Annotated in this window: 20 protein-coding genes; 7 read left to right on the top strand and 13 right to left on the bottom strand. The window is 39.5% G+C overall.

Features of this window, described 5'->3' with window-relative positions:
* Positions 1 to 19: 19 nt before the first annotated feature.
* Genes B0169_RS10030 through B0169_RS10005 form a run of 6 tightly spaced genes read right to left on the bottom strand, consistent with a single transcriptional unit; the run spans position 20 to position 7,127 of the window.
* Positions 20 to 1,693, bottom strand: a complete 1,674-nt coding sequence (locus B0169_RS10030) for a BatD family protein (protein ID WP_235838538.1) — start codon at positions 1,691 to 1,693, stop codon at positions 20 to 22.
* On the bottom strand, positions 1,687 to 3,612 hold the full coding sequence (locus B0169_RS10025; protein WP_077285832.1) for a vWA domain-containing protein: 1,926 nt from the start codon (positions 3,610 to 3,612) through the stop codon (positions 1,687 to 1,689). The genes B0169_RS10030 and B0169_RS10025 overlap by 7 nt, the downstream gene beginning before the upstream one ends.
* A complete protein-coding gene (locus tag B0169_RS10020) occupies positions 3,563 to 4,582 on the bottom strand; it encodes a vWA domain-containing protein (RefSeq protein ID WP_077285831.1) in 1,020 nt (339 codons plus the stop codon). The genes B0169_RS10025 and B0169_RS10020 overlap by 50 nt, the downstream gene beginning before the upstream one ends.
* Positions 4,579 to 5,148, bottom strand: coding sequence for a DUF4381 domain-containing protein (locus tag B0169_RS10015; protein ID WP_077285830.1), 570 nt, complete (start codon positions 5,146 to 5,148; stop codon positions 4,579 to 4,581). The genes B0169_RS10020 and B0169_RS10015 overlap by 4 nt, the downstream gene beginning before the upstream one ends.
* The gene (locus tag B0169_RS10010) at positions 5,136 to 6,155 is read right to left on the bottom strand and encodes a DUF58 domain-containing protein (protein ID WP_077285829.1); all 1,020 of its coding nucleotides are present in this window, start codon (positions 6,153 to 6,155) and stop codon (positions 5,136 to 5,138) included. The genes B0169_RS10015 and B0169_RS10010 overlap by 13 nt, the downstream gene beginning before the upstream one ends.
* Before the next feature lie 15 nt (positions 6,156 to 6,170).
* The gene (locus B0169_RS10005) at positions 6,171 to 7,127 is read right to left on the bottom strand and encodes an AAA family ATPase (RefSeq protein ID WP_077285828.1); all 957 of its coding nucleotides are present in this window, start codon (positions 7,125 to 7,127) and stop codon (positions 6,171 to 6,173) included.
* A 250-nt stretch (positions 7,128 to 7,377) separates the two neighbouring features.
* Here B0169_RS10005 and fadI point away from each other — a divergent pair, with 250 nt between their 5' ends.
* The 3 genes from fadI (at position 7,378) to B0169_RS09990 (ending at position 11,231) form a co-directional block, all read left to right on the top strand.
* Positions 7,378 to 8,685, top strand: coding sequence for an acetyl-CoA C-acyltransferase FadI (fadI, locus tag B0169_RS10000; RefSeq protein ID WP_077285827.1), 1,308 nt, complete (start codon positions 7,378 to 7,380; stop codon positions 8,683 to 8,685).
* On the top strand, positions 8,685 to 10,838 hold the full coding sequence (gene fadJ / locus B0169_RS09995) for a fatty acid oxidation complex subunit alpha FadJ (protein ID WP_077285826.1): 2,154 nt from the start codon (positions 8,685 to 8,687) through the stop codon (positions 10,836 to 10,838). The genes fadI and fadJ overlap by 1 nt, the downstream gene beginning before the upstream one ends.
* Before the next feature lie 189 nt (positions 10,839 to 11,027).
* Entirely contained in the window at positions 11,028 to 11,231 is a 204-nt protein-coding gene (locus B0169_RS09990; RefSeq protein WP_077285825.1) for a hypothetical protein, read from the top strand.
* A 223-nt stretch (positions 11,232 to 11,454) separates the two neighbouring features.
* Here the strand turns inward: B0169_RS09990 and B0169_RS09985 are convergent, their stop codons facing one another.
* From B0169_RS09985 to B0169_RS09975, 3 genes are all read right to left on the bottom strand, one after another.
* Complete coding sequence (locus tag B0169_RS09985) at positions 11,455 to 11,766, bottom strand: hypothetical protein (RefSeq protein ID WP_085328655.1); 312 nt, start codon at positions 11,764 to 11,766, stop codon at positions 11,455 to 11,457.
* A 145-nt stretch (positions 11,767 to 11,911) separates the two neighbouring features.
* Positions 11,912 to 16,498 carry an EAL domain-containing protein gene (locus B0169_RS09980; protein ID WP_077285823.1) on the bottom strand — a complete coding sequence of 1,529 codons (4,587 nt, stop codon included), beginning with the start codon at positions 16,496 to 16,498 and terminating at the stop codon, positions 11,912 to 11,914.
* A 185-nt stretch (positions 16,499 to 16,683) separates the two neighbouring features.
* Complete coding sequence (locus B0169_RS09975; RefSeq protein ID WP_077285822.1) at positions 16,684 to 19,479, bottom strand: insulinase family protein; 2,796 nt, start codon at positions 19,477 to 19,479, stop codon at positions 16,684 to 16,686.
* Positions 19,480 to 19,773: 294 nt separating this feature from the next.
* Here B0169_RS09975 and sixA point away from each other — a divergent pair, with 294 nt between their 5' ends.
* Positions 19,774 to 20,256 (top strand): phosphohistidine phosphatase SixA, encoded by a 483-nt coding sequence (gene sixA / locus B0169_RS09970; RefSeq protein WP_077285821.1) that lies wholly within the window; start codon positions 19,774 to 19,776, stop codon positions 20,254 to 20,256.
* Here sixA and smrB read toward each other — a convergent pair.
* Positions 20,243 to 20,785, bottom strand: coding sequence for an endonuclease SmrB (gene smrB, locus B0169_RS09965; RefSeq protein WP_077285820.1), 543 nt, complete (start codon positions 20,783 to 20,785; stop codon positions 20,243 to 20,245). The two genes, sixA and smrB, sit on opposite strands and share 14 nt — an antisense overlap.
* Before the next feature lie 62 nt (positions 20,786 to 20,847).
* Between smrB and prmB the strand changes: the two genes are divergently transcribed.
* The 3 genes from prmB (at position 20,848) to B0169_RS09950 (ending at position 24,144) form a co-directional block, all read left to right on the top strand.
* Positions 20,848 to 21,804, top strand: a complete 957-nt coding sequence (gene prmB, locus B0169_RS09960; protein ID WP_077285819.1) for a 50S ribosomal protein L3 N(5)-glutamine methyltransferase — start codon at positions 20,848 to 20,850, stop codon at positions 21,802 to 21,804.
* Between the two features lie 61 nt (positions 21,805 to 21,865).
* Positions 21,866 to 22,957 carry a chorismate synthase gene (gene aroC, locus B0169_RS09955; RefSeq protein ID WP_077285818.1) on the top strand — a complete coding sequence of 364 codons (1,092 nt, stop codon included), beginning with the start codon at positions 21,866 to 21,868 and terminating at the stop codon, positions 22,955 to 22,957.
* A 20-nt stretch (positions 22,958 to 22,977) separates the two neighbouring features.
* Positions 22,978 to 24,144 (top strand): MFS transporter, encoded by a 1,167-nt coding sequence (locus tag B0169_RS09950; protein ID WP_077285817.1) that lies wholly within the window; start codon positions 22,978 to 22,980, stop codon positions 24,142 to 24,144.
* A 227-nt stretch (positions 24,145 to 24,371) separates the two neighbouring features.
* On the opposite strand, the gene lipA is transcribed toward B0169_RS09950, so the two are convergent.
* The 3 genes from lipA to ybeD all read right to left on the bottom strand — a co-directional run bounded on the left by lipA (position 24,372) and on the right by ybeD (position 26,328).
* Complete coding sequence (lipA, locus tag B0169_RS09945; RefSeq protein WP_077285816.1) at positions 24,372 to 25,340, bottom strand: lipoyl synthase; 969 nt, start codon at positions 25,338 to 25,340, stop codon at positions 24,372 to 24,374.
* Positions 25,330 to 25,992 (bottom strand): lipoyl(octanoyl) transferase LipB, encoded by a 663-nt coding sequence (lipB, locus tag B0169_RS09940; protein WP_077285815.1) that lies wholly within the window; start codon positions 25,990 to 25,992, stop codon positions 25,330 to 25,332. The genes lipA and lipB overlap by 11 nt, the downstream gene beginning before the upstream one ends.
* A gap of 72 nt (positions 25,993 to 26,064) precedes the next feature.
* Positions 26,065 to 26,328: a DUF493 family protein YbeD gene (ybeD, locus tag B0169_RS09935; RefSeq protein WP_077285814.1), complete on the bottom strand. Its 264-nt coding sequence runs from the start codon at positions 26,326 to 26,328 to the stop codon at positions 26,065 to 26,067.
* Positions 26,329 to 26,574: the final 246 nt, after the last annotated feature.

Raw genomic sequence — 26,574 nt, 5'->3', positions numbered from 1 at the left:
TGAGTGACGATTTAATTACTTATGGGTTAATGGCCACCTTAGTGCCTGATGATTGATGGTGATGCTTTTTATGCAGTGCCTGTACTGCGTTAAGTAAGCTTTGGCCTACCCATGGGCTTGGTTGTTTACCATAGTAACTTTGTTGTAAGGCAATGATCGCCTCAGAAAGCGCTTTGTCGTTAAAATAACTGTGTAGAGAGTCTAAGGTCGTTAACGAGGCTTTGTCTTTGTTGTCTGATGATTGTGATTGTGCCCAAGGCAGTAAGTTAGCTAATGCTGCTTCACCATTATTTTGTTTACATGCCGCTAATAATGCAAGATAGGCGCTATTAACGTCTGTATTCTTATTATCAAACTTCTGTTTCGCTTTAAAAGGTCGTTTAGCTGAGATAAACCAAGCGAGCGAGGTCAGTAACCACAAAGCCAGAAATAGCCACTGCCAAAAACTGTTTTGCTGAACTATTACCGTTTGTGGTACTGGCGCTGCTGTCAATTGTGTTGCGTTATTGGTTGATGGTTTTGCTGTGATGCTCGGCGCTAAATCAGCATTAGGTAATATGGTGATTTTTTGTCCCGGGATTTTAGCCACTTCAGCTTTATTGGTAATTGTATTCCACCAGTTAATGGTTATTTCTGGTAACTGATAATCGCCAGCTTTGCTAGCGACGATAGCAAAGTTAACCACTTTTTGGCTGACTAAACGCTCATTATTAAGCGCTGTGTGTAGCTCGGCTTGATCTGGATATACTTTTAACCCTTGCGGCATAGTCATGGTGATTTCAGGTAATTGCTCTTCTGATAGACCTGCTGCGGTTAATGTAATAGTACGCGTGATTGGCTCGCCAACTTTAAATTGAGTGGGGTCGGGTTGCCATTCTTGATGCATGGCTAGTAGTTCGCTCGGTAACCATGGTCCACTGACTTGTGCAGGAATTGCTTTAATTGTTAATGGGATATCATCACCAATAACACTGACAGGCTTAGTATCAGCGAAACTTAAAAAGTTTGAACGTCTTGAGGAAGGTACAATGATCTCTCCGGAAAACACCGGTGACTTTAAGGTTACTTCGCCACTTTGTTGCGGGCTAATGGCATAAACTCGCTCGATGATGCGGTAACGTTTGCCATTAATAATGTTCTCTGATTCTTTATCTTGACCGATTTGTAAAATGTTAGCGCCAGCTAAGGTTGGCTCGGTTAAGCTACCTCTTTTTAACTCAGCGGCAAAGTGCAATTTTACTTTCAGGGTTATTTGTTGCTGAACGTAAATGTCGGTCGCTGATGCTTGTGTGGTAATAAATAAATCTTGTTGGCTGGAAGCCGGTAATTGACTGGCTTCGACTGCTTTAATCGCAATAGCTTGGGTTTTTATGCCGTCAATGGTAAATGCCGGTATAAGTAACTCACCAGGTTTTCGCGGTATTAATACGGTTGTCCAGGTTGTGGTGCGCGTGGTATTGAAATTTACCATGCTAGTTTGTGAGCTAACCGATGTTCTGCCCACAATAAAGTCACCGAGTAGGGCAGAAGTATCTAATGCGTTACTGTCAACATCGTCATCTGCGGTCACTGTTAATATGAGCGACTCGTTGACAACGACTGGGTTTTTATCAACGCTAGCACTGATTTTGGTTAACGCGTAGCTATTAAGTGATAATAAAATAGCTAACAGAGAAATTATAACTCTTACCACTTTTTCTTAACTCCTATATTTCGGCGATCTTGATGACGTTTTTGATACTCTAATTGCATTTTATTTCTTAATAACATGTAAGGATCGTCAGTGACCTTGTTAAGTAACTGCTGATGTTTTTGTTCGGTTTCTTTGGCTAATTGTTCTGCCATTGCCTGAGCTTGTGCACTTTGTTCTTCAGGTGGTTGCTCTTGTTCATTTGCTTGCTGAGCCTGTTCAGTTTGCTGCTTAGCTTGGTCTTGCTGATCATTTTGCGCTTGTTGTTGATCATTTTCAGCTTGCTGTTGCTCTTCATTGCTTTGCTCTGAAGTATCACTTTGCTGATTTTGATCTTGTTGTTCTGGGCTTTGGGATTGCTGCTGATCGCTCGGTTGACTTTCACTATCCTGATTGTCTTGCCCTGCCTGGTTTTCACCACTTTGATCATCACCATTTTGCTGCTGGTCTTGTTGTTCTTTATTTTGATCTTGCTGTTGGTCGTCGCCAGATTGTTGCTGTTGGTTTTCTTGTTGCTGCTTTAACTTTTCAAGCACTGCTTTGTTTTCTTGTGCATCGGTTAAGTTTGGATCAAGTTGTAAAGCTTGTTCGTAAGCGGCTATTGCCTCATCAAGTTTTTGTAACTTAGCGAGTGTGTTGCCTTGGTTAAATAATGCATCTGCGTTATCTGCTTGTTGAAATGCAGCTAAAGCTTGCTCGTAGTCGCCTGCCTTATAATGCGCGCTACCTTGCCAAAGCGGATTGCTAAATTTTTCGGCTGCATCTTGGTATTGCTGCTGATCAAAGTGTTCTTGTCCTTGTTGATCTTTGGTTTTCCATAAGTCTTGCCAAATATCCGCTTGGGCTTGTTGATGAGGCATGAGCAGTAAAGCAAAGGGTAAAGTCACCATAAGCGCACCGCGTCTAAAGTAACTGAGTAACATAGGTAAAACGAGTAATAACAAGTAAGGTCCAAATTCTTGCCATTGATCACCAGTATTATCACTTTCTTTAGTTTGCTCTGTGTCTTTAAGTAATGGTTTAGTGGTCAGTTTTTCAATATCGTTATTATTATGGCTTAGCGTGGTGTAGTTACCATTGCCACGTGCAGCAAGCCCTTGGAGTAACTTTTCAGTTAACTTGGGAATAATAATTGCACCGTTGTCGTCTTTCATTAATTCGCCATTACTGAGCTTAATGGGGGCACCTGCTTGGGTACCAACACCGAGGATATTCAGGCGATAAGGATGCTCACGTGACCATTGGGTGATGTCTTGAATATCAATATTATCAACACCGTCAGTAAACCAGTAGATATCACCACTATTATGGCCAGCATTGATTAGCATTTCATTGGCTAAGGCTAACGCAGATATTGGGTTACTGCCTAATGCTGGCATAAGTTCTGGGCTTAATGACGGTAACAGCAACTTAATGTTATTGGTGTCATCGGTCAGAGGACTAATACTAAAAGCATCGCCAGCGTATGCAATAAGGCCAACTTCGCCTTCGTTTATACTGTCGAGTAAGTCTATTGCCTTGTAACGAGCACGTGTTAAACGGTTGGGCGCAACGTCGGTCGCATACATTGAATATGACATATCCATGATGAGCACAGAGCCTTGTGCGACTTGGTAGACCGGTTGTGGTAGTTTCTGCCAAGTAGGCCCCGCCATTGCTATAATTGACAGTAAACCAATTAAAAACGGCAGGGTTAGTGAACTCGATTTAGCCTTACTGTTTCCCTGAACTAATACTTTCGCTAAATGTGCGGGTAAAAGTTGTTGCCAGCCTGAGTACTTAATACGCAGTTTCTTTAGCATATATATCATGATTACTAGAACGATAATCGCGAGTAGCCACAGTGGGCGAATAAAATGAAAGTCAGCCATGTTAGTGCTTTGCTCCTGACGTTTTATTGCTTGATGTGAAAAAATGACCATTGGCAACGCTTTTGCTTAGCAAGGTTACTAAACTTATCAATAGCGCTAGACCCAGAGGCCAGTAATACAGAGCGGTTAATGGTCGCATTTGTTGCTGTTCTTGCTCTACCGGTTCAAGTTCGTCCAATAATTGGTATATTTTGCTCATGTCTTCACTGGCGCGGGCGCGGAAATAATAACCGCCTGTTTCATCAGCAAGGCGCTGTAAAGACTCTTCATCAAGTTCGCTTGAAGGGTTAACACGACGAGCACCAAATAATGAGTTTTGGATCATTACATCCGCACCGATACCGATAGAGTAAATAGTGATGTTTTTTGCTACGGCCAATTCAAGTGCTTGTTCTGGGGTGATCTTTCCCGCCGTATTTTGGCCATCGGTCAATAATAGTAAAACGCGATTGGAGTCTTTCTTTTCATCAAAACGTTTAACGGCAAGCGCAATTGCATCACCAATAGCGGTTTGTTTACCGACTAAACCTAGCACGGTTTCATCTAACATTTGTTGTACGGTTTTGCGGTCAAAGGTCATGGGCGTTTGCATATAAGCATCATCCCCAAATAAGATCAAACCGAGCTTGTCGCCGTTACGTCGTTCAATGAACTCACCCAATAGCACTTTAAGCATATCAAGGCGATTGACACTGCGACCATTAAGCGTCATGTCTTCAACTTGCATACTGCCTGATAGGTCAACCGCAATCATCATTTCGCGACCTTCTGTCGGCACATTTACTGCCTCACCTAGCCATTGCGGTTGAGTGCTAGCGAATACGACTAAAAGCCAGATAATGCTTAAGATGACTAAGGATGTTTTTTTCTTTTCTGGCGCAAAATCTTGTGCTTGCACACCTTTTATCACCGTAGGCATTCTCAATGGCGCAGCTTGTATTTGTTTTTTAGCAGGTAGCCAATACACAAGTAAAGGCAAAGGCAGGGCGATTAATGCCCAAATAAAATCAAAATGAATCATGATTTTACTCCATTACGCTCAGTAAGTTGTGGTGATGAGCTAGCTGATGACGTTGTGTTATTTTTGCTGGTTAAATCGGCTTGTTCAGGCATAGGTGTTAACGTACTGAGCACATTTTTTTGCGGTGGTAAGGCATGGTTAAGCCATAGTTTTGCTGCTTGATGAAACTCTGCTGACGCTTTACTGCCGGCTTGGTGTTGATAAGCCGAGGTAAAATAATCAGCACTGAGTTTAGAAAAATCAGCTTGATACTTAGCAGGCAAGGTGCTGGTTAAAAAGCTTTTAAAGTGCTCGCCGGTTAAATTTGCCACTGTTTGGCGTGGAAAATACTGTAATGCTGCCCATTTTAGTAAGGTAACAATCGTGCCAACATCGGCATTTGTTGAGAGTTGCTTTAGTGCATTTTTTTGACTTTTACGCTTAGCGATGTACTGTCGTAATTTAATAGCAGCATAAATAGTCAAAGTTAATATAAGCGCGGCTAACAGCCACCAGCCAGGTGCAATAGGATAACTGTGTATATTTTCCGGCAGATGTATATCGTTTAACTGTGCTAACGGATCCATGATGCTACTCCGCGATTTAATTGTGTTTCAAGTGCTTCACTGGCGCAAAAATGTAGCAGTCTAGCTCCGGCTTTAGTTAACTTTTCTTCCATGGTGCTATTTAACGCCATGGCTTGTTGATGATATTGCTCAGCTATTGTTTTATCACCTAAAATAAGCTGTTGGCGATCATCACCATCATTATCTGCACCGTTAGTAATAGCAACGCTGATTTTACTTTTACTCTCAGGTAGTTGTTGCTCTAGAGGATCGCTAATCAAACACACCACTAATTCGCAGTGGCGGCTAATATTGGCTAAATGTCGCACGGCTTCATCAGTGAGGTTGTAACCATCGGTGATTAAGTACACTAAACTTCCAGGTTTAGCGAGTTGACGTAAGCGAGCACAGTTTTGTTCAAACGCGATTTTTGCTTGTTGGTGATCTAATGCCTCTGTCGATTTTATGGCAGAGCTGGCATGGCTTTCAACAAGTGCATGCAGGTAATGCAGTACGCCTTGCTGCCTGCTGCGGGGTTTTAATTCAGTGTGGGCATATTGATTGAACACGACGCCACCAATACGATCGCCACGTGACTTAGCATGCCAAGCAACTAGCGCGGCAACATGTGCAGCTTGCACTGATTTAAATAGTAAACGACTGCCGAAAAACATGCTGGTGCTTAAATCACTTGCTATAAGTACCGGACGTTCAATTTCTTCACGAAATAATTTTGTGTGAGTTTGACCGGTACGTGCAGTTACCCGCCAATCAATGGCGCGGATATCATCACCATTTTGGTAGTGACGTACTTCGTCAAATTCCATGCCTCGGCCTTTGCTACGGGCGAGGTAATTACCGGACATTTTACCATGCAAGCTTTTTGCTGCAGCTAAGTTAATCAGCGAGCTTTTAGTCTGATATCGGATCAGCTCATCAATGGTTAAGTCAATGCCATTACTATCAAGTTCATCAAGCAAAACTTGTGGATTGTTTTGCTCGGTTGATTTTTTTTGAGTAAACCACATAACGTTATTTTGCGCTTAGGCAACCGCCACTAGGCTGAGTAAATGATCAAGCAGTTGATTACTACTGATACCCTCAGCTTCTGCTTGATAGGTCATCAAAATACGATGACGTAAGACATTATGAAATACCGCTTGTACATCTTCTGGGCTAACAAAGTCGCGATTATTTAACCAAGCGCGGGCGCGGGCACAGCGATCAAGGGCAATAGTTGCACGAGGACTGGCGCCGTAAGCAAGCCACTGTTTTAACTTATCATCATATTTTTCAGGATTTCGTGTCGCCATGATGAGATCAACAATATAGTTTTCTACTGCTGGCGCCATGTGAATTTGCATTACTTGTTCACGAGCGGCGAAAATATCGGCCTGTGTGATTTCTTTTACTGCTTGTTTTTCTACTTTTAAAGCTTCGCCACGGTTAAGTTTTAAAATCTGTAATTCACTTGCTGCATCAGGGTAATCTATTTCCACGTGCATTAAAAAACGATCGAGTTGTGCTTCTGGTAATGGGTAAGTCCCTTCTTGTTCGATCGGGTTTTGTGTTGCCATCACTAAAAATAGTTCAGGCAAAGGGTAAGTATTACGACCAACGGTGATTTGGCCTTCTGCCATCGCTTCTAATAAAGCCGACTGCACTTTAGCGGGAGCACGGTTAATTTCATCTGCGAGCACTAAGTTACGAAAAAGTGGTCCTGGTTGAAATACAAACGTACCATCTTCAGGACGATAAATATCAGTGCCGGTTAAATCGGCCGGTAGTAGATCAGGCGTAAACTGAACGCGATGAAAGTCAGCTTCTAGCCCTTGAGCTAAGGCATTGACGGCGCGCGTTTTTGCTAAACCTGGAGGACCTTCTACAATAAGATGACCATTCGCTAAAAGTGCGATAAGTAAGTTTTCTACCAGCGCGTGCTGTCCGATAATTTGCGAGGATAAATGTTCTTTTAATGATGAAAAATGTTCAATAGCCATAGTTTATCGTTCTTATTGATTATAAAGTTTTAGTCAGCAGGTCTGACCCATAAATTGATATAAGGTTCATGTTTAACAAAAACAAGCATAATGACAAAATTGTCAGGGTTTTCTTTAGCTTTTTAGTACCTTGGCACTGATATGCTCAAATTTTGTTAGCTAAACATTGAATTATTTCTATATATCGTTAGAATTATCTAAAATCAAAGAGGTCAGACCTCTTGAGTATTGCCACAAAATGGAAACAAAAATGACAAAATCAAAATTAATAACAGGCAGTGGAGAGCGTATTGCGGTTGTTGCAGGATTACGTACACCGTTTGCTAAACAAGCAACAGCTTTTCATGGTGTACCTGCGGTCGATTTAGGAAAAATAGTAGTTAACGAATTACTTAAAAAACATGATGTTGATCCTAAAATTATTGATCAACTTGTTTTTGGTCAAGTTGTACAAATGCCGGAAGCGCCAAATATTGCGCGTGAAATCGTCTTAGGCACAGGTATGAATACGCATACCGACGCTTACAGTGTATCAAGAGCTTGTGCGACTAGCTTCCAATCAACCGTTAATATTGCTGAGTCGATTATGGCTGGTTTTGTTGATGTTGGTGTTGCTGGTGGTGCCGATTCAACTTCAGTTGCTCCTGTTGGCGTATCAAAGAAATTTGCTCGTACCTTGCTTGATTTAAGCAAAGCGCGTTCGTTTGGCGCTAAAATGGCGTTAATACGTCAACTTAAATTTAAAGATATATTGCCTGTTCCTCCTGCGGTTGCTGAATATTCTACAGGCCTTTCAATGGGACAAACTGCCGAGCAAATGGCGAAAACTCACGGTATTACACGTGAAGAACAAGATGCATTAGCCCATCGTTCGCACACGCTTGCAACGAAAAGTTGGCAAGAAGGTAAACTTGATGGTGAAGTCATGACCGCGCATAGCGAACCTTATAAGTCATTTATTTCTAAAGATAATTGTATTCGTGAAAATTCAGAATTAGCTAGCTACGCTAAGCTTCGTCCAGTATTTGACCGTAAACATGGTACTGTCACTGCGGCAACAAGTACGCCGTTAACTGATGGTGCGTCGGCTATCTTGATGATGCGTGAAGGTCGAGCTAAAGAACTCGGTTATAAACCATTAGGTTATATTCGCAGCTATGGTTTTGCTGCCATTGACGTTTGGGAAGATATGTTGATGGGGCCTAGTTTTGCTTCGCCAATTGCCTTAAAGCGTGCTGGCATGAGTTTAGCCGATTTAGATTTAATTGAAATGCATGAAGCATTTGCTGCGCAAGCCCTTGCCAACGTTAAAATGTTTGGTAGTAACAAGTTTGCTCAAACACATCTTGGTCAAGATAAAGCCATTGGTGAAATTGATATGGACAAGTTTAATGTTATGGGCGGCTCACTCGCTTATGGTCATCCTTTTGCTGCAACGGGCACGCGCTTAATTGTACAAACTTTAAATGAATTAAATCGTCGAGGTGGTGGAGTTGGTTTGACAACGGCTTGTGCTGCAGGTGGTTTAGGTGCTGCTATGATCGTGGAGACAGATTAATGACTGATTTAACAGAAGTAGAACAACAAGAAAATAATAGTACTTTTAGTTTAGTGCGCCAAGAAAATGGTATTGCACATTTGATCATGGATGTTAAAGGCGACACCATGAACACGCTAAAAGCTGAATTTTCAGATGAAATTGCTGAAGTATTAAAAGAGATACGTGAAGATAAAGCGATTAAAGGCTTAGTGCTAGTAAGCGGTAAAGCAGACTCGTTTGTTGCTGGCGCTGATGTCAACATGCTAGCAAAGTGCACGTCAGCTGCCGAAGCAACAGCTTTATCCCGTCAAGGGCAAATTATTTTTGACCAGTTAGAGAATTTATCAATTCCAGTGGTTGCTGCGGTGCATGGTGCATGTTTAGGTGGTGGCTTAGAATTGGCGATGGCATGTCATGCTATTGTATGTAGTGATAGCCCTAAAACGGCTTTAGGTCTACCTGAAGTACAGTTAGGTCTATTGCCTGGTGGTGGTGGCACGCAAAGGTTACCAAAGCGTGTTGGTATTCAAAAGTCTTTAGACATGATGCTAACCGGTAAGCAACTTCGTGCTAAACAAGCATTAAAAGCTGGTTTAGTAAGCGATGTAGTTCCTAACAGTGTGTTAATTGCAACGGCTGAAAAATTAGCGCTTTCAGGCAAGGTTAAACCAAAAGCTCGTAAGTTATCACTGATGGATAAAATGCTTGAAGGAAACGGTGTAGGTCGTAGTATTTTATTTAGTCAAGCAACAAAAACCGTACTAAGTAAAACAAAGGGTAACTACCCAGCACCGCTAAAAATTATTGACTGTATTCGAGCGGGTGTTGAACAGGCTCCTTCGAAAGGCTATCAAGTAGAAGCTGATCATTTTGGTCAATTAGTGATGTCTGATGTTTCAGCACAACTTCGTCAGTTATTTTTTGCCACAACTGACATGAAAAAAGAGCAGGGTGTTGAAGGTGTAGCGCCAGCAAAAATTTCAAATGCAGCTGTGCTTGGTGGTGGCCTTATGGGAGGCGGTATTGCTTTTGTTACCGCGACGAAAGCTAAATTACCAGTGAGAATTAAAGACATTTCGCATCAGGGGATTAGTTACGCCTTAAAGTATGGTTATGACTTGTTGAACAAAAAAGTAAAACGACGTTTTATGCGTCACAGTGAAATGCAAAGTCAACTTTCACTGATAACGGGTACGACGGAGTATTCTGGTTTCAATAATGTAGATATTGTTGTTGAAGCGGTTTTTGAAGATCTTACTTTAAAACAAAATATGGTGGCAGATATTGAAAGCCATTGTAAAGAAAGTACTATTTTTGCCAGTAACACCTCTAGCTTACCTATTGGGCAAATAGCAGAAAAAGCTTTACGCCCTGAAAATGTGATAGGTCTACATTACTTTTCGCCTGTAGATAAAATGCCATTAGCAGAAATTATCGCTCACGATAAAACATCGGATCAAACTATTTCAACAACCGTAGCATTTGCTAAAAAGCAAGGCAAAACGCCAATTGTTGTCAAAGATAAAGCGGGTTTCTATGTTAATCGTATCTTAGCACCATATATGAATGAAGCGGCTATTTTGCTACTTGAAGGTTGCTCTATCGAAGCGTTAGATAAATCGATGGTTAAATTTGGTTTTCCTGTTGGTCCAATGCAATTATTAGATGAAGTTGGTATTGATGTTGGCTCTAAAATTGGTCCAATTCTTCAAGCTGAATTAGGTGACCGCTTTGCACCACCTGAAGCGTTTTCAAAATTAATAGATGATGGTCGTTTAGGCAAGAAAGCTAAGAAAGGTTTCTATCAATACAATACTAAGAGCAAAAAGAAGTTAGTTGATGAAAGTGTTTATAGCCTATTAGGTTTGCAGGCGAGTAATACTGCAGTTACTGACGCCCAAGCTGAACGTTGTGTTTATATGATGTTAAACGAAGCTGCTCGCTGTTTAGATGAAGAAATCGTGCGCAATGCCCGTGACGGTGATATTGGTGCTATTTTTGGTATAGGCTTCCCACCATTTCTTGGCGGACCATTTCAATACATGGATAAAATCGGTGCAGCAACAGTTGTCAGTAAATTAACACAATGGCAAGCCGAGTTTGGTGAGCGATTTGCTCCTTGTGATGCATTAGTGAAAATGGCCGAGCAAGGCAGAAAGTATTACGCTTAATGGCACGTTACTCGCCAATTAATGGTGTTCTTAATGGAATAACATTGCCGTAAGTTGGCAAGTATTTGAGTTTAAAAGAGGCAATTCATTGCCTCTTTTTTTTGAATAAATACTCTACACTTGTTAACATACACGCAAATAGCAAGTGCTACTGTTGCATAAATTTTATTTTTCTCACTAGGTAAAGCTGTGTTTTTGTTACTGATAACCGTGTTAGGTATGGTCTTTTCTGTCTTTTTTTATTGTCAGGCGGTAAGTAGTGGCTTAGGTGCTAAGCGATGGGCAATGGCTGGCTTGATGTTTGGCCCGTTTATTTGGCCAATGTTCTGTATGAATAAACGTTTAAAAACATATCAACGGTTTGGTTTTGACTGTTTGTTATTTTCGGCATAACTTCTAGTAACTTGTTCTCCATTCGGACTTAACGATTACTCTGCAAATAAACACGCTAACTTCCTTGTAGCGAAGTGTCTATTTAATGCCTGTTAAGCGCATATTAACGCTTAATTCCACCAGGTACTGGCAGGCATCTCTTTAATTTCAATACCTGCTGCAATAGCGTTTTCTGTCGCTTTACCAGCAAATAGTGATTTGATTAAGTTGATCATAAAGCCTCCTAGATGCGAACTTGTGTACGTTTCGTACCGATGCGAACTTGTGTACGTTTTGTTCCAACTTCTTCTACAGCATTATTTTGATTGTTGATACGAACCTGAGTACGCTTTGTACCTATACGTACTTGCGTGCGTTTTGTACCCACTTCAGCAACACTTAATTCTTGAGTATTGATACGAACCTGAGTACGTTTTGTGCCAATACGAACTTGCGTGCGCTTTGTGCCAACTTCTTCAACGATAAAGGCTTCGTTTGTGATTTCAGTACTAGGTGTTGTAGACATTGCGAAAGAAAGAATGATTGAACTAAGCATGTTATTCCTTATTATTATTAAAGTTAATTGAAATTCAATAAGGTATAAGCTAGAACTGTGCCAGTAATGAGAAGCCTTTGTTTATAAGGGACTCAATGGGGGGAATTTTGAAAAATATTTAGTGCCATAAAATCGACACTAAATATTAAATAGTATTTTTGCCAAAGGATGTAGATTTATTGGTGATTTGAAAGGACAGTAAATACTTTTGAAAATCATTTTCAGGTAAAGGTTTGCTATATAGATAACCTTGCAGTTGTTCACAACGTAAACCCGACAAAAAGCTTAATTGTTGGTTGGTTTCAACTCCTTCTGCGACAACCTCCATGCCTAAGTTGTGTGCGATGGTGACTATGGTAGCTACCATATTTCGACCTTGCTCGGAGGTCTCAATATCATCAACAAAGGCTTTATCAATTTTCAGGGTATTTAAAGGGAATTTTTTTAGATACGCGAGAGAAGAGTAGCCAGTACCAAAATCGTCGAGTGATAAATGGATGCCCATTGCACGAATTTGCAACATAGTATCAATCGCTTTTTGTGGTGAATCCATTACTGTACCTTCTGTTATCTCTAACTCTAGATACTTAGCGGCTAGTTTACTTTCTTTTAAAACATTCGCGATCATGGCGACAAGATTAGGTTGAGTAAACTGAACTGCAGATAAATTTACTGCAATTCGGCCTTCAAAGAGGCCAGCATCAACCCATTTTTTGGTGGCAAAACAAGCTTTACGTAACACCACTTCACCAATGTCAATAATTTGACCTGTTTCTTCTGAGACCGGAATAAACACAATTGGACTAATAATGCCTTTGTTTGGGGTTTCAAAGCGTACCAATGCTTCCATACCGGCTATTTTTCCTGTGGCGATTTCAATTTTAGGTTGGTAGAAAACTGAAAAGAAGTCTTCTTTAAGGCCATGACGAATAAGGCTTTCAACTTGTAATCGCTTAACTGCGGCTTTGTTCATTGAGTCACTGAAAAACTGGTACTTATTACCACCAGCATTTTTCGCGTGATACATAGCGGTATCTGCATTTTTTAGTAACTCTTGCGGGCTTGTACCGTCTTCAGGGTAAAGCACAATACCTATACTGCTATAAAGTACTATTTCTTGGCTCTTTAATCTCAGTGGTAGGGCGATAGATTTTAAGACTTCTTTAGCAATAGTCGTGATGGTATGAATATCGTTAGTGTTTTCGATAATCAAGCTGAACTCATCTCCACCTAAGCGATACACTGAGTCTTGATTTCTGCCTAACCCTCTAATGCGCTCAGCAACTTTACATAAAAGTACGTCACCTGCCTCATGCCCTAAAGAGTCATTAACCTTTTTAAAGTTGTCTAAATCGAAAACTAATAATGCATGGTCGATTTTATTTTTTACTAAACGTTGCTGATTCGCTTGAAAGTAAGAACGATTAGGTAGCCCTGTGAGTGTATCTGAGTTGGCGAGCTTTCTTAATTCTGCTTCTGTTTGTTTACGTTTGGTAATATCGGAAAATACCCCAACAAAATGCGAGATATTACCGTCTTCATCACGAATAATATCAATATTGAGATCAGTTAAATAAAGTGCACCATTATCACGTAAGTTTTCTATTTCACCGTGCCAACTGCCTTTAGTGATCAAGTGCTTTTTGATGTTCTGGCTAAAACTATCAGGATATTGTTCGAATTTAAGCTGAGTACCGCGCATTTGTAGCTTATTTTTGCCGGTAATACGCTGAAAGGCTTTATTGACATCGACTATGGTAAATTTTCGATCATAAATGACAATGGCATCAGAAATGTTTTCGATACACTTAGCGAATAGCTTTAGGCGTTCATCTGCACGCTTGATTTGACTGATATCTTTTAATGTTCCGGTCATACGACTAGGAGCATCTTTTTCATCTCGCTCTACAATTTTGCCGCGATCGAGCACCCAAATCCATTTGTCATCTTTGTCTTTTACGCGATAGGTTGCTTCAAAATGTTTACTGCTATCTTCAAAGTGTTGATTTAGTGCTTCTCTAACTCTTGGAATATCTTGTTGGTGAATATTGGTTTGTTCTGCGCCTACATTACGCTTACCATCTTGCGGAAACTCCAATATACCCCAGATATTCGAGCGGTATATTTTGCCTTTTTTGATATTCCAATCCCACATTTCATCGCCGCTACCCCAAAGCGATAATTTAAGGCGCTCTTCACTTAACTTTATTTGTAGATGATAAAGGCGTTTGTGACGCATTTGTTGAAGAATGTAAGCAAAAATTAATAGTGTCAGCAGGCTATAGAGAAATATTGCAGTACGTGATAACCACCAAGGTGGTAAAATGCTAATGTTCAGCCTTTTGATGGCACTTTCTTGATTGTTTTGTAAATCGTATGCTTGAACTTCAAAAATATAATCACCTGGGCTTAGGTTAGTGTAAGTTGCCCTTTGGTTATTTTTACCTGCATCTATCCAGTTCTCTTCTAGCTCAAGAAGACGATAACGATATTTTAAGTGACCTAATAGTTTTACATTAGGCGTTATAAATTCAATACTGAATGGTGACTGACTATGGGTTAAATTCAACACTTTTAGTGTGTTAGGTGCACTGGGTAAAGTCAGTGGAAATTTAGGTTGATTTACTTTCAAGCTTGAAATGGCTAGCTCTTTATTGGCTACTAATATACTTGTGAGATAGGGTGATGATAGCTCTTGCTTTATGCTTAGTAACTCTTTCGGGATAAATGAATGGAAACCATTTATGCCTCCAAAGTAAATGGTGTCGTTTTTCGTTAAAATAGCACTATCACTGATAAATTCGTTGTTATCTAGCAACAAATCTTTATTGAATGATTTTACTACCTTTGTACTAGGGTTTACTGCATTAACCCCTCTGTTAGTTGATACCCATGCTGTTTGTTGGTTATCAATGACAATGTCAGCAATAAAATTATTACTCAGTTGATTACTTTCATTGATAATAGTCACTGTTTTAATTTTTTTATTAAAAATCGCAATGCCTTGTCCTCTAGAACCAAGCCAAATCCAATCTTTAGATAAGCCAATACTTGATATATTACCGAATTGTAAACTTGCTGGAATGCTTGTAATAATATTTGAGAATTTTTTTGAAGATATACTGTAATACAATATTTTGTTATCTGTTGTCGCTAACCATAATTTATCATTATCATCATACTTAATCGCAGTATAAATTATTTGATTGTCATCGTTAATTTGCTCTAATTTATTTGAGTTTAAATCAAACGAAGAAAATTGTTTTGCTTCATCAATAAACCACAGTTTACCTTCTGCTAATATCAAGTTACTAAAATCGTTATGTGTTGACGTAGCACGCCATGCATCATGTTCAATTAAGTTCCCTGTATTTGTTTGGTAATAATATAAACTTCCAGGTTCTGATGGTTTGCTTTGTTCTGTTTTTAACCAAAAATTATCTTTATCATCAACCAGTAAATGTGAAATGGGTTTGTTATTTTTAATTAAAGCTTGGCTTATTTTGCCATTGAGAGCTATTTTGTTTAGTTGCCCATTATCTGTTGTAAACCAAACTGTTCCGTCTGAAGTTTCAGCGAATGCATAGACTGCTTGTCCTGAGTCATCATAGCTAAATAAGCCGTGGCTAATTTTTAACTGTAGCGAATTGAAGGTATTGATGCCGCCGCCATTCGTTCCAAGCCACATTTTGCCAGAGTTATCTTTAAATAACTTTAATAGTAGGTCAAACGATAATGCATTTTTATGTGGTGAACTCTGATAAGAGGTGATCTGATCGGTAAGTACATCAATACCATTCAAACCGTTAACTGTAGCTAACCAAACTACGGAATCATTTAACTGCTCAATTGAACGTACTTTGTTAGAAAGTATATTTAGATTTTTGTCATTACTATTTGCAGTGTAGTGTTTGGTTATTTGATAATCTTGGGAAATGATAAAAAGACCGTTATCAGTGCCCAACCAGTATTGGTTATCAATAAACTTTAAATCATAAAGTGCGTTGGCATTAAGGTTAAGATCCCACTTGTTTTGCGCATTGAGAGAGACAACAGAGGTCATGGTGGTATTGGTTAAGAATATACCTTTATCATAGGTGCCTAACCAATAATTGCCTTTTTTGTCTTGAAATATGGTTTTAATTTCTTTTAATGCATTATCAAAACCGCGAATTCTTAGTTGTGAGAAGTTTTGGTTTTCAGCATCATATTTATGTAAGCCACTTTTGGTTGATATTAGGATGTTATTTTGTTGATCTTGATAAATATCCCAAATTTCATTGTCTTTTAATGAGTTACTATCGTCTGCTTGATGATAGAAGTTATCAAACCTGTCTAAAGTCTCATCGTAACGGCTTAAACCGGCATTTGTGCCGACCCAAAGTACGTTGTTATTATCAATAAAAAGCTTACGAATAAAATTATCAGCGATTGAGGCTCTGTTGGTACTATCGTGACGATAATAAACAAAGTTTTTACCGTCATAACGATTTAACCCATCTTGTGTGGCGATCCATATAAAACCGTTGTTATCTTGCACTATGTCGTAAACATAGCTCTGAGATAAGCCTTCAGCGATAGAAATGCGTTCAAACTTTAAGGGAGGCTGATTGATGCTATTGTCTGCTGAAATAGCTTTACTTGAAAAAGCGAGTAAAACAGCTATAACGAAAACGGTAAATGTTGAAGAAAATTGATAAATTATCTTATTTTTTAAAAAAAGCAATAGCACTAACTCAGCCTTTTGGTAGTGAAACTCATACCTAAATTTTTAGGTATGCCATATGTTATTATTATTTTTGGATGCTACATCCCATTACAAATGATGTGAGGTGTTAAGTCAATCTTTGGCGTTATTTGGAAGACTATTTGATGGTAATTTTGCCAATGTAACGTTTTTCATCTGTATCGGCAGCGTTAATATTTTCTTTGACATTTTTTTAATAATGCCATGATATTGTTATTACTTTTTAAGTTTTTATCCATTGATTTCAATTGTTCACTGTTCTCATAACTTAACAAAGACAAACGGTCTTTAGTTGTTGACCCATTAAAGTGTTGCTGCAGAAATTTAGCAACATCACTCATTGATGTGCTTTCGATTATCGCAATCAGTTTTTGTTTTTCTGTAAAAGAAGCCTCTTTATTGCAAAGTGCCGCCCAATAGCGTTGGCTTTTTATTCTTAGGTTAGTATCCTTTTCTTGCAATTGACTTGCTAAGCCAAATTGCAGATGTTGCCAATGCTCTTTCGGCAGTTCAGTTATATAGTCGTTTGCCTTGGCAATAAAATTATCCATTGCTGCTATTAAGGTAATAGAGTCGGTATGTGGAGATTGAATATAGAAAGCAATACCCGGATAACGATTAATAGGGATAAAGCCGACACCAACTAAATACCCATATTGTTTTTCTGTGCGCATTTCTTGGAAAAATATAGGTGATAATAGCTGATTGGTCAGCATGGTTAATGCCACTGTGTGCAAATCTTTTTTCGGCATAGGGTAATAGAGCACCGCGGCATGGTCGTGTTTGGGTAGCTCTACAGGTATAGTCAACGTTCCTTGCCCGTGAATATCAATACAAGGAATTCTCACTTGATTCTTTTGTGATAGCCTCCCTTTGAATACCGCTTTAATATTGTCAACAATATTGTCCGCCGATTGCCTTGACCAATTACCATGGATAAGTCCATCTACAGCTGTATGTTGAAATATCTTTGTTATAAAACCTTTAAACTGCTCAAACTCTACTTGTTGCAGAGCATCGATTAAAGTGTGACTGCTCGGACTTTTAGGTTGCATTGTGGCACTGAGGTTAGCAAAAAGTTGTGATATTGATTTGCTGTTTTCTGCATTATGCCAATGGCTAAGTAACTGTTGCTTAAATAATTCAAACTTTTCTGAGCAAAAGTCACACTGCATTAAGCTATTGAGTAATAGGGGTAATAGCTGTTCTTGTTTGGTACTGATACCTGATAATTGTAATGTTAGTCCACTTTGATGAGCATACAAGTGATAGTGAATACCTGCTAATTCAGCATCGTAATGTTCCTCGATAACGGCATCACTGTATAAATCAATAAATAATCGCGTCATGGCAATTGTACTAGCACTTTCTATTACCGCAGGCGAGTCTATCGATAGATAGATATAGCCTTTTGGCGTATTAAAGCTTGTGTCGTGTTTAAACCAGACATTCAAGCCACTTTCTTGACAAAATATTTGGGGTGGTGTTAACGCAGTATTCTCAGGTGAATCATCAGGAACTAATTCAGGCTTAGATACAATATAAGGATTTTTATTGGGTAGAGATAATTCCGTTAATTGTTGGGCTTGCTGCCAATGCTTAATTTGTGTTTGTTTAATATCACTGATGGAATAAGGTACTTGATACCATTTACTGGTATTTTCATGTGTTTGGTGGATTTTATTTTTAGCGATAACAATAATGCGAACATTTGTTGCTACCATATAGCCGAGTAAAGTATTAAAAACAGAATCATCTAGTCCTTGCATTACATAGTCCCCAAATATGTAATCTTGTTGTGGGTAGTGTTGCATATTGATGACAAGTTGGCTGACAGAATCAAGGGGAGACAGTTTTTCTTGGTAAGAAAATGATAACTCGGCTAAGGCGCTTTTTTCTTGATAATATTGCTCATTTAGTGGTTCTTGTTTCAGTAGGTTGAGATATGAAAATACGATATCAATAATGGAGTTTATATTTTTCTCACCAAGCTCAGAGAGTGAGATACTAATATTGAAGTCTTTAAAGTTAGAACCATTTATTCCTGAGCCTGCAGTTAGTGCTAAAGCCCATTGCTTGCTTTTTAATAAAGATAAGATGCTACCGGGCCCTTCATGCCCGATTAAATAAGCGAGGATAGACTCTGGCTTTTGACGATAAAATTTGTCGATGCTTGGCATGGCAAAACTTATGATCAATTGTCGATCATTTTTTACCGGTTGAACAGATATCCACTTTTGTTGATGTTCAGGGTGATAAAGTGGCTGACTAATCGCTGCTTTAGCAACCCCATCAGATTTTATTTTAGAGAAGTGATTGTTTGCTAACCCTTCTAATACTTCGATGGTTTGTGGCCCCTCTAAAACCAAGGTCATAAAATGAGCTTGATAATTATCTTTGAAAAAGCGGCATACTTCATCGCGTAGGTTGTAACCTGTTTTGTCCGCAAGTGTTTCGCTGCTACCAACGGAAAACTTAGCAAAAGGATGAGCTTGGTTAATCGTTTCTTTATGGACATCATATAGACGTCGAATATCATCTTTAAGCTTAAGTTTGAATTCAGCATCAATGTTTTTACGTTCTTTATTGACAAACTCTTCTGAAAGTAACGGTGCGGTAAAAAATTCGCCAAAACGCTCTATGGCTGAGTGAAAGTGCTGATGTCCAATATCAAAGAAAAAACATGTATGTTCAGTTGCTGTCCAAGCATTATTGCTACCGCCATGCTCATTGATAAATTTTTGATACTCGCTACCATCAGGAAAGTTTTTGGTACCAAGAAACAGCATATGCTCTAGAAAATGAGCAAGTCCTTGTCGGTGATTAGGATCATCGAAATGGCCAACGTTGACAGCTAGTGCTGCGGCAGACTTGTTAGATTCTGCATTGTGCACTAATAATACTCTTAAGCCATTGGCTAATGTGATCGTTTTATAAAGCTTGTTGTCATTGGGGCTTTTTTTCACTTTTGCTCCTGCTGAGTCTAGCTATAGCAAGGTCTAGCTAGGGGATAAGTGCTATTTTCATTATATTATTAAATTACCTTAAGGAATAACATGAGTCCATTTTATTCTTAACAGATGTTAAAAAAGATAAACAATTCCTTTACTATAGCCGGAATTTTTTATTTTATAGTCAAATGCGATGAAATCGCTACAAGGTTTTTGGGCTACGCCGTTAAATTGTGTAGTAATAACCCATGAATTAATGCTATTCGCTCAGTGCTGAAAGCTTATTTTTTTAATGTATTTAAGGTGTTTATGCAAATTTTTATTATGCGTCACGGACAAGCTAGTATGGTTGCGCCAACGGATGCGCTCAGACCATTGACGGCTAACGGTGTCACTGAAGCTAGCATGATAGGGCAGTGGTTATTAGCTAACGTTTCTACAATTGATGCTATTTTTATCAGCCCTTATTTACGAGCTCAGCAAACGGCTAATGCAGTGTTTGATGTGCTTGGTGATATTGCTTATAAAGAAACGGTCAATTTTATTACACCTGAAGATAGCCCTAAAGATGTGCATGACTATTTAGATACCGTTTGTAGTGAAAAGCAATTTCAAACAGTATTGCTGGTGTCACATATGCCCCTGGTGAGTTACTTGGTTGCCGAGTTAACCACTGATAACACTATGCCGATTTTTCAAACTGCCTCTGTGGCACAAATAGACTACGATACTGATAGGATGCAAGGTCAGCTCGTTGGGTTAGTATCGCCTAATGATATTAGTCACGAATAAATTTATCTTTTAATTCCACTAAAACCAGTAATGCACCATTACCACCCCATTCTAATGGTGCTTGATGAAATGCCATAACATCAGGATGCTGTACTAGCCAGTGTGGCACTTTATTTTTTAATATTCGCCCGCCTAAACCATGAACAATACAGACACATTGGGCATGCTCTTTTTCACAGGCAGCCAGTAATGCCGCTATTTCGCGTTTTGACTGTTGTTGATCAAGTCCATGCAAGTCTAAAATTAAATCAGGTGCATATTGCCCACGACGTAAATTTTTTGCTTCAAAGCTGTCTACGTCATCACGAACATATTTTACCGGTCCTTGGTTGTTTAGGTCTGGTTCAAATTCGTCGGAAAAATGAAACTCGGCAAGGGCCTTTTTATCTTTTTGTTTCGATAAAGCGGTTTTCTGCTTGCCGGTTCTTTTTACCGGGTGTACCCTGTCTTGCACCATAGGTTTTACCTTACCTATGGCATCTTTGAATAGCTTTTTTTCTTCTGCATTAAGTGCATCTTTAAATTTCATTTGCGAAGTCTAAAAACATCGACGAACAATAACAAGTGAAAGTATAATAAAAAATAATATCTATGACTGAATTTAAGCCAGAGGAAAGCGTGGAAATAATAAACTTTGTAGAGGTAAGCGAACAACTGCATACCGTTAATGATTATGTACGCTTTGGTGCTAGTCAGTTTAATCAGGCTGAATTGTATTTCGGTCACGGAACAAATAATGCGTGGGATGAAGCGCTAACTTTGGTTATGCACCAATTGGCTTTACCGCTAGACATGTCTGTTGAGTTAATGCCATGTCGCTTAGTTTCACAAGAGCGAGTGGCTATTTTGCAGTTGTTTGAACGCCGTATCGTTGAAGGGCTGCCAGCAGCTTATTTAACTAACCAAGCTATGTTTTGTGGTTTGCCGTTTTATGTTGATGAGCGTGTGTTAGTGCCACGTTCACCCATTGGCGAATTAATTGATAATCATTTTGACGGTTTAATTCCGCAGTCACCACAACGAATTCTCGACTTATGCACTGGTAGCGGTTGCATAGCTATTGCATGCGCAGTGGCTTACCCTGAAGCTGAGGTTGATGCTTTAGATCTTTCTATTGATGCACTGAATGTCGCACAAATTAATATCGAAGGTCATGGCTTATCAGCACAAGTTATTCCAATTCAATCTGATGTTTTTTCTGGGGTTGTTGGGCAAAGCTATGATTTAATAGTGACAAATCCACCTTATGTTGATCAAGAAGATGTTGATGCTTTACCACAAGAGTTTTTACATGAACCAGAAATGGGTTTAGGTAGCGGCTTTGATGGTTTAGATATTGTACGTCAAATTTTAGCGCAAGCTGCTAATCATCTAACTGAACATGGGGTATTAATTTGTGAAGTTGGTAATTCACAGGTGCATTTAACTGCTGCTTTTCCTCATGTGCCATTTCAATGGTTGGAATTTGAACGCGGTGGTCATGGCGTGTTCCGTTTAACGAAAGCACAATTAGAGCAACATCAGCAGGACTTCTCCTGCCACCAATAATTTAACTGTTGATGGAACATTTGACGGTTTAGCTAATTAATATTTACAGGTCAATATCACTATGTCAGGCAATACTTTTGGTAAGTTATTTACAGTTACTTCATTTGGTGAAAGCCATGGGTTAGGTTTAGGCGCTATTATTGATGGTTGTCCCCCTGGACTTGAACTTAGTGAAGCTGATCTACAGCATGATCTTGACCGCCGCAGACCGGGTACTTCTCGGTTTACCACCGCGCGAAGAGAAGCTGACGAAGTCAAAATAATGTCGGGCGTTTTTGAAGGTAAAACCACCGGAACACCCATTGGCTTATTGATTGAAAATACCGATCAACGCTCACAAGATTATGGTGATATTGCACAAACATTCCGTCCTGGTCATGCTGATTACACTTACTGGCAAAAATATGGGATTCGTGATTATCGTGGTGGTGGGCGCTCATCTGCTCGTGAAACGGCTATGCGAGTTGCCGCCGGCGCGGTTGCTAAAAAATACTTGCAACAAAAATTTGGTATTACTATTCAAGCTTGTGTTACGCAAATTGGTGAAGTATGTGCCGAAAATATTGATTGGGATATTGTTGAGCAAAACCCTTTCTTCTTTCCTGATGCTAATAAACTTGAACAACTCGATGAATTGCTTCGCGGTATTATGCGAGAGAAAGACTCAATTGGTGCTAAATTAATGGTGGTTGCCAATAATATCCCTGTGGGGTTAGGTGAACCGATTTTTGATCGTCTCGATGCTGATATTGCACATGCTTTAATGGGGATCAATGCCGTTAAAGCTGTGGAAGTCGGCGATGGCTTTGGCGTAGTGAATCAAAAAGGCTCTGAGCATAGAGATGAGTTAACCCCCGAAGGGTTTGCCTCTAATCATGCTGGCGGTGTTTTAGGCGGAATTTCTTCTGGCCAACCTATTGTTGCATCTATTGCCTTAAAGCCAACGTCGAGTATTGGTGTTAGTGGCAAAACTGTTGACCTTGCTGGTCAGTCTGCTGATATTGTCACGAAAGGGCGTCATGATCCGTGTGTAGGCATTCGTGCGGTACCTATTGCTGAGGCAATGTTAGCGCTGACGTTGATGGATCATTATTTACGACATCGAGCGCAAAATGCTGATGTTATTTGTCAAACGCCAGATATCGAGCGCTAACGCCAACGGATTACTAACGCGTGGTTTCAAAGCAATTTTTTCGTTTGTCGACAAATTATTTTTGGTATTTTGGTATCTTAGGTTTAGTTGTGCCTTTTCTATCGGTTTTTCTCGATGGTAGAGGTTTTACTTCACTTGAAATTGGTGAGATTTTAGCTGTCATTACTGCAACAAAAATTGTTGCACCATCATTATGGGCGCAACTTGCTGACCGTACAGGTAAACAACTAAAGATTGTTCAGGTAGGCGCATTACTGTCTTTGCTGAGCTTTAGTTTCATTATTTGGACGATGAGCTATTGGCCGTTAATATTTAGTTTAGCGATGTTTAGTTTATTCTGGACAGCTATTTTACCGCAGATAGAGGTGATGACACTTAACTCTATTCGTCGAAGTGCAAAAATATACGCTCGGATTCGGCTGTGGGGCAGTATCGGTTTTATTGTGGTGGCTATGATCAGTGGCGAGCTAATTGAGCGTTATTCATCAGAAGCATTTAGTTATATTGGCATAGCTATATTGGCAGGGCTCTTTATCTCTACTTTATTAAGTAAGCAGCCCAGAGTGGCTAATAAAGCGCTAATGAATCATATTGCGATTAAAAACCAAGTGCTTAATGGTAACTTTTTACTGTTTTTCTTTGCCGGCTTAATGCTGCAAATGAGCTTTGGCCCATATTATGTGTTTTTTGCTTTGTACTTGAAGGAGTTAGCATACTCGGGCTTTTTGATTGGTATTTTTATTGCTATCGGTGTGGTAGCTGAAGTTGCTATTTTTGTTTTTGCTGCCATTTTCTTCAAAAGCTTTTCGTTAAAAACCTTATTAAGTATTAGCATTTTGTTTACGGCGTTTCGCTGGTTTTTGGTCGGGCATTATGCCGATAATAATATTGCCTTAGCTACTTCACAGTTGATCCATGCGTTAAGCTTTGGTTTATACCATAGTGCCAGCATCGCTTTTATTCAAAAACACTTTAATGCTAACCAACAAAGTCGTGCACAAGCGATTTATATTGGGGGTGTTTATGGTGTTGGTGGTGCCGTGGGAGCTTATGTCGCAGGGATACTGTGGCAAGATGGTCTGGGCGCTGTTGCTACTTTTGACTTTGCTGCTATTACTGCTTTAATTGGCGGGATTTTAGCTTTATGTTTACGTAGCCAGACGGTTGAGCGTAAAGTCACGATTTAACTTGCTTGAACTCGTATAAGCAACGTTTACCAATGCCACGAGTTTCGAAAGATCTAGCTTAAAATCATCACTAATAGCGCATTGTTACTTTAGCTTTGGTAGAGTTTATCTGCTTGGTCTTATTTATTTAAGCTAAGGTTAAGCGAATTTTCGGTAATAAAAAAGCTAGCAGTTTACGCTGCTAGCTTAATATTGTTTACTGACCAAGCGATAATGAAAAAGTAGCGTTATTTAACTTCTTCACCGGCGGCCTGTTTGTCGGCATGGTAGCTTGAACGTACTAATGGACCACAAGCCGCATGTTCAAAACCCATTTTATCTGCTTCACGCTTAAACATATCAAAATCGTCTGGATGTACATAACGCTCAACCGGTAAATGGTGTTTACTTGGTTGTAAATATTGGCCAATAGTTAGCATAGTGACACCGTGTGCACGTAAGTCACGCATCACTTGTAGAATCTCTTCATTGGTTTCACCTAAACCAACCATAATACCTGACTTAGTTGGCACGCTAGGGTTTGCTTCACCGAATTTTTTCAATAAGTCTAACGACCATTGGTAATTAGCGCCAGGGCGAGCCTTAGTGTATAGGCGAGGTGCTGTTTCAAGGTTGTGGTTGAAAACATGTGGAGGATTTTTGTTTAATATTTCTAATGCACGGTCCATACGGCCGCGAAAATCCGGTACTAAAATTTCAACTTTAGTATGTGGAGAGTGCTCAGCAATTTCAGTAATGCAATCAGCAAACTGTTGAGCACCACCGTCACGTAAATCATCACGATCTACTGAGGTGATCACCACGTATTTCAATTTCATGTCTTTTAGCGTTAATGCTAATTTACGAGGTTCGTCTTTGTCTGCTTGTAACGGACGACCATGACCCACATCACAAAATGGGCAGCGACGAGTACAAATATCGCCTAAAATCATAAAGGTGGCTGTACCGTGGTTAAAACATTCCGATAAGTTAGGACATGATGCTTCTTCACACACTGAGTGTAAGTCATGCTTGCGTAATGCTGCTTTAATGCTATCAATACGCTCAGAACTTTTTGGTAGTTTAATGCGTAGCCAATTTGGCTTTCTCAGCATAGTTTCGCGCTCAGAAGTAACCACTTTTATAGGAATATGCGCCATTTTTTCGGCGTCACGTAATTTCGTACCTGGGGTAATGCGTGATGATTTAGTGGTCATGACCTGTTTCCAATCCCGTTTGATAAGATAAATGCTCAGTGTTTAGTAGTTTAGTTAGGTGTTCAACGAGTGACTCACCCGCTTGAACTAAAGTGGCAGGGCCTTGTAAATCTATTGTTTGCACCATTTCTAAGCCTTGATAACCGCAGGGATTAATGCGTAAAAATGGTGATAAATCCATATTGACGTTTAGCGCTAAGCCGTGAAAAGAACAGCCTTTACGTACTCGTAAACCTAAAGAGGCTACCTTTTTGTCGTCAACATAAACACCTGGCGCGTCTGGCTTGGCATTAGCTTTGATACCGAAATCTGCCAATGATGCGACGATGCCATTCTCTATTAATGTGACTAATTCTCTAACGCCCATTTTTCTACGGCGCAGATTGATCATAAAATAGATCACCTGTTGTCCAGGGCCGTGATAGGTGACTTGCCCACCACGATCAACTTTTACCACAGGAATATCACCAGGCATAAGGAGATGCTCGTCTTTGCCTGCTTGTCCTTGGGTAAATACCGGAGGGTGTTCAACCAGCCAAAGCTCGTCAGCAGTATTTTCATCTCGATTATCGGTGAAGTTTTGCATGGCATGCCAAACATCGACATAGTCGATAGTATTAAGTTGCCGAATAATCAATGTGTTTTTCAAAATATATCTCTATAAATTTCGCTTAGCTCATTGTATCCGAATAATAATTGGAATACACCATGCAAAGAGTAAGGATTAAAGTACGTAACGTACCTGCTCAATAGCATTCAGTGTTTTGTATACGGTTTCGATATGATCTTTGCTAGTAACCGTTACTGATACAGAAATTGAATGATAGTTACCCTTAGAGCTGGCTTTTACTTTGGGGGCGTAATCACCAGGCGTATGCTTTTGTAACTCGCCAACAACTAAGTCAGGTAATTCATCGCAAGCAATGCCCATAACTTTGAAATTTAAAACGGTTGGAAATTCCAATAATTCATCAAACTTAGTATTCATTTATTTTCTCTTGATTGGTAAAGCGCGAGTGTTTTGAAGGCGCTTAGTAACAGGTGCATTATTCGATTTAATCGCCAATAGACCAATCCATGTGGTAAAAATTAATGCGCTGAATGTGTAAATCGTCGATATTTTAACACTATTTACAGTAAATGTGATCAGTCGTCGTTAATTTGCTGGCCGATATGAGCTATTAAATGAGGGGAATTTATCTAATATCAATGTTTGGCGCTAACTTTATAATCA

Origin of the sequence: Cognaticolwellia aestuarii, from assembly GCF_002000025.1 — a bacterium.
Taxonomy (GTDB): domain Bacteria; phylum Pseudomonadota; class Gammaproteobacteria; order Enterobacterales; family Alteromonadaceae; genus Cognaticolwellia; species Cognaticolwellia aestuarii.
The sequence above is the reverse complement of the archived record's forward strand: the minus strand, read 5'-3'. Positions and strand labels throughout refer to the sequence as shown.

What these genes read in the sequence shown, in the direction of transcription:
- B0169_RS10025 (WP_077285832.1), bottom strand. Translation starts at nt 3,612, where the DNA reads ATGGTCATTTTTTCACATCAAGCAATAAAACGTCAGGAGCAAAGCACT.
- B0169_RS10020 (WP_077285831.1), bottom strand. Translation starts at nt 4,582, where the DNA reads ATGATTCATTTTGATTTTATTTGGGCATTAATCGCCCTGCCTTTGCCT.
- B0169_RS10015 (WP_077285830.1), bottom strand. Translation starts at nt 5,148, where the DNA reads ATGGATCCGTTAGCACAGTTAAACGATATACATCTGCCGGAAAATATA.
- B0169_RS10010 (WP_077285829.1), bottom strand. Translation starts at nt 6,155, where the DNA reads ATGTGGTTTACTCAAAAAAAATCAACCGAGCAAAACAATCCACAAGTT.
- B0169_RS10005 (WP_077285828.1), bottom strand. Translation starts at nt 7,127, where the DNA reads ATGGCTATTGAACATTTTTCATCATTAAAAGAACATTTATCCTCGCAA.
- fadI (WP_077285827.1), top strand. Translation starts at nt 7,378, where the DNA reads ATGACAAAATCAAAATTAATAACAGGCAGTGGAGAGCGTATTGCGGTT.
- fadJ (WP_077285826.1), top strand. Translation starts at nt 8,685, where the DNA reads ATGACTGATTTAACAGAAGTAGAACAACAAGAAAATAATAGTACTTTT.
- B0169_RS09985 (WP_085328655.1), bottom strand. Translation starts at nt 11,766, where the DNA reads ATGCTTAGTTCAATCATTCTTTCTTTCGCAATGTCTACAACACCTAGT.
- sixA (WP_077285821.1), top strand. Translation starts at nt 19,774, where the DNA reads ATGCAAATTTTTATTATGCGTCACGGACAAGCTAGTATGGTTGCGCCA.
- smrB (WP_077285820.1), bottom strand. Translation starts at nt 20,785, where the DNA reads ATGAAATTTAAAGATGCACTTAATGCAGAAGAAAAAAAGCTATTCAAA.
- prmB (WP_077285819.1), top strand. Translation starts at nt 20,848, where the DNA reads ATGACTGAATTTAAGCCAGAGGAAAGCGTGGAAATAATAAACTTTGTA.
- aroC (WP_077285818.1), top strand. Translation starts at nt 21,866, where the DNA reads ATGTCAGGCAATACTTTTGGTAAGTTATTTACAGTTACTTCATTTGGT.
- lipA (WP_077285816.1), bottom strand. Translation starts at nt 25,340, where the DNA reads ATGACCACTAAATCATCACGCATTACCCCAGGTACGAAATTACGTGAC.
- ybeD (WP_077285814.1), bottom strand. Translation starts at nt 26,328, where the DNA reads ATGAATACTAAGTTTGATGAATTATTGGAATTTCCAACCGTTTTAAAT.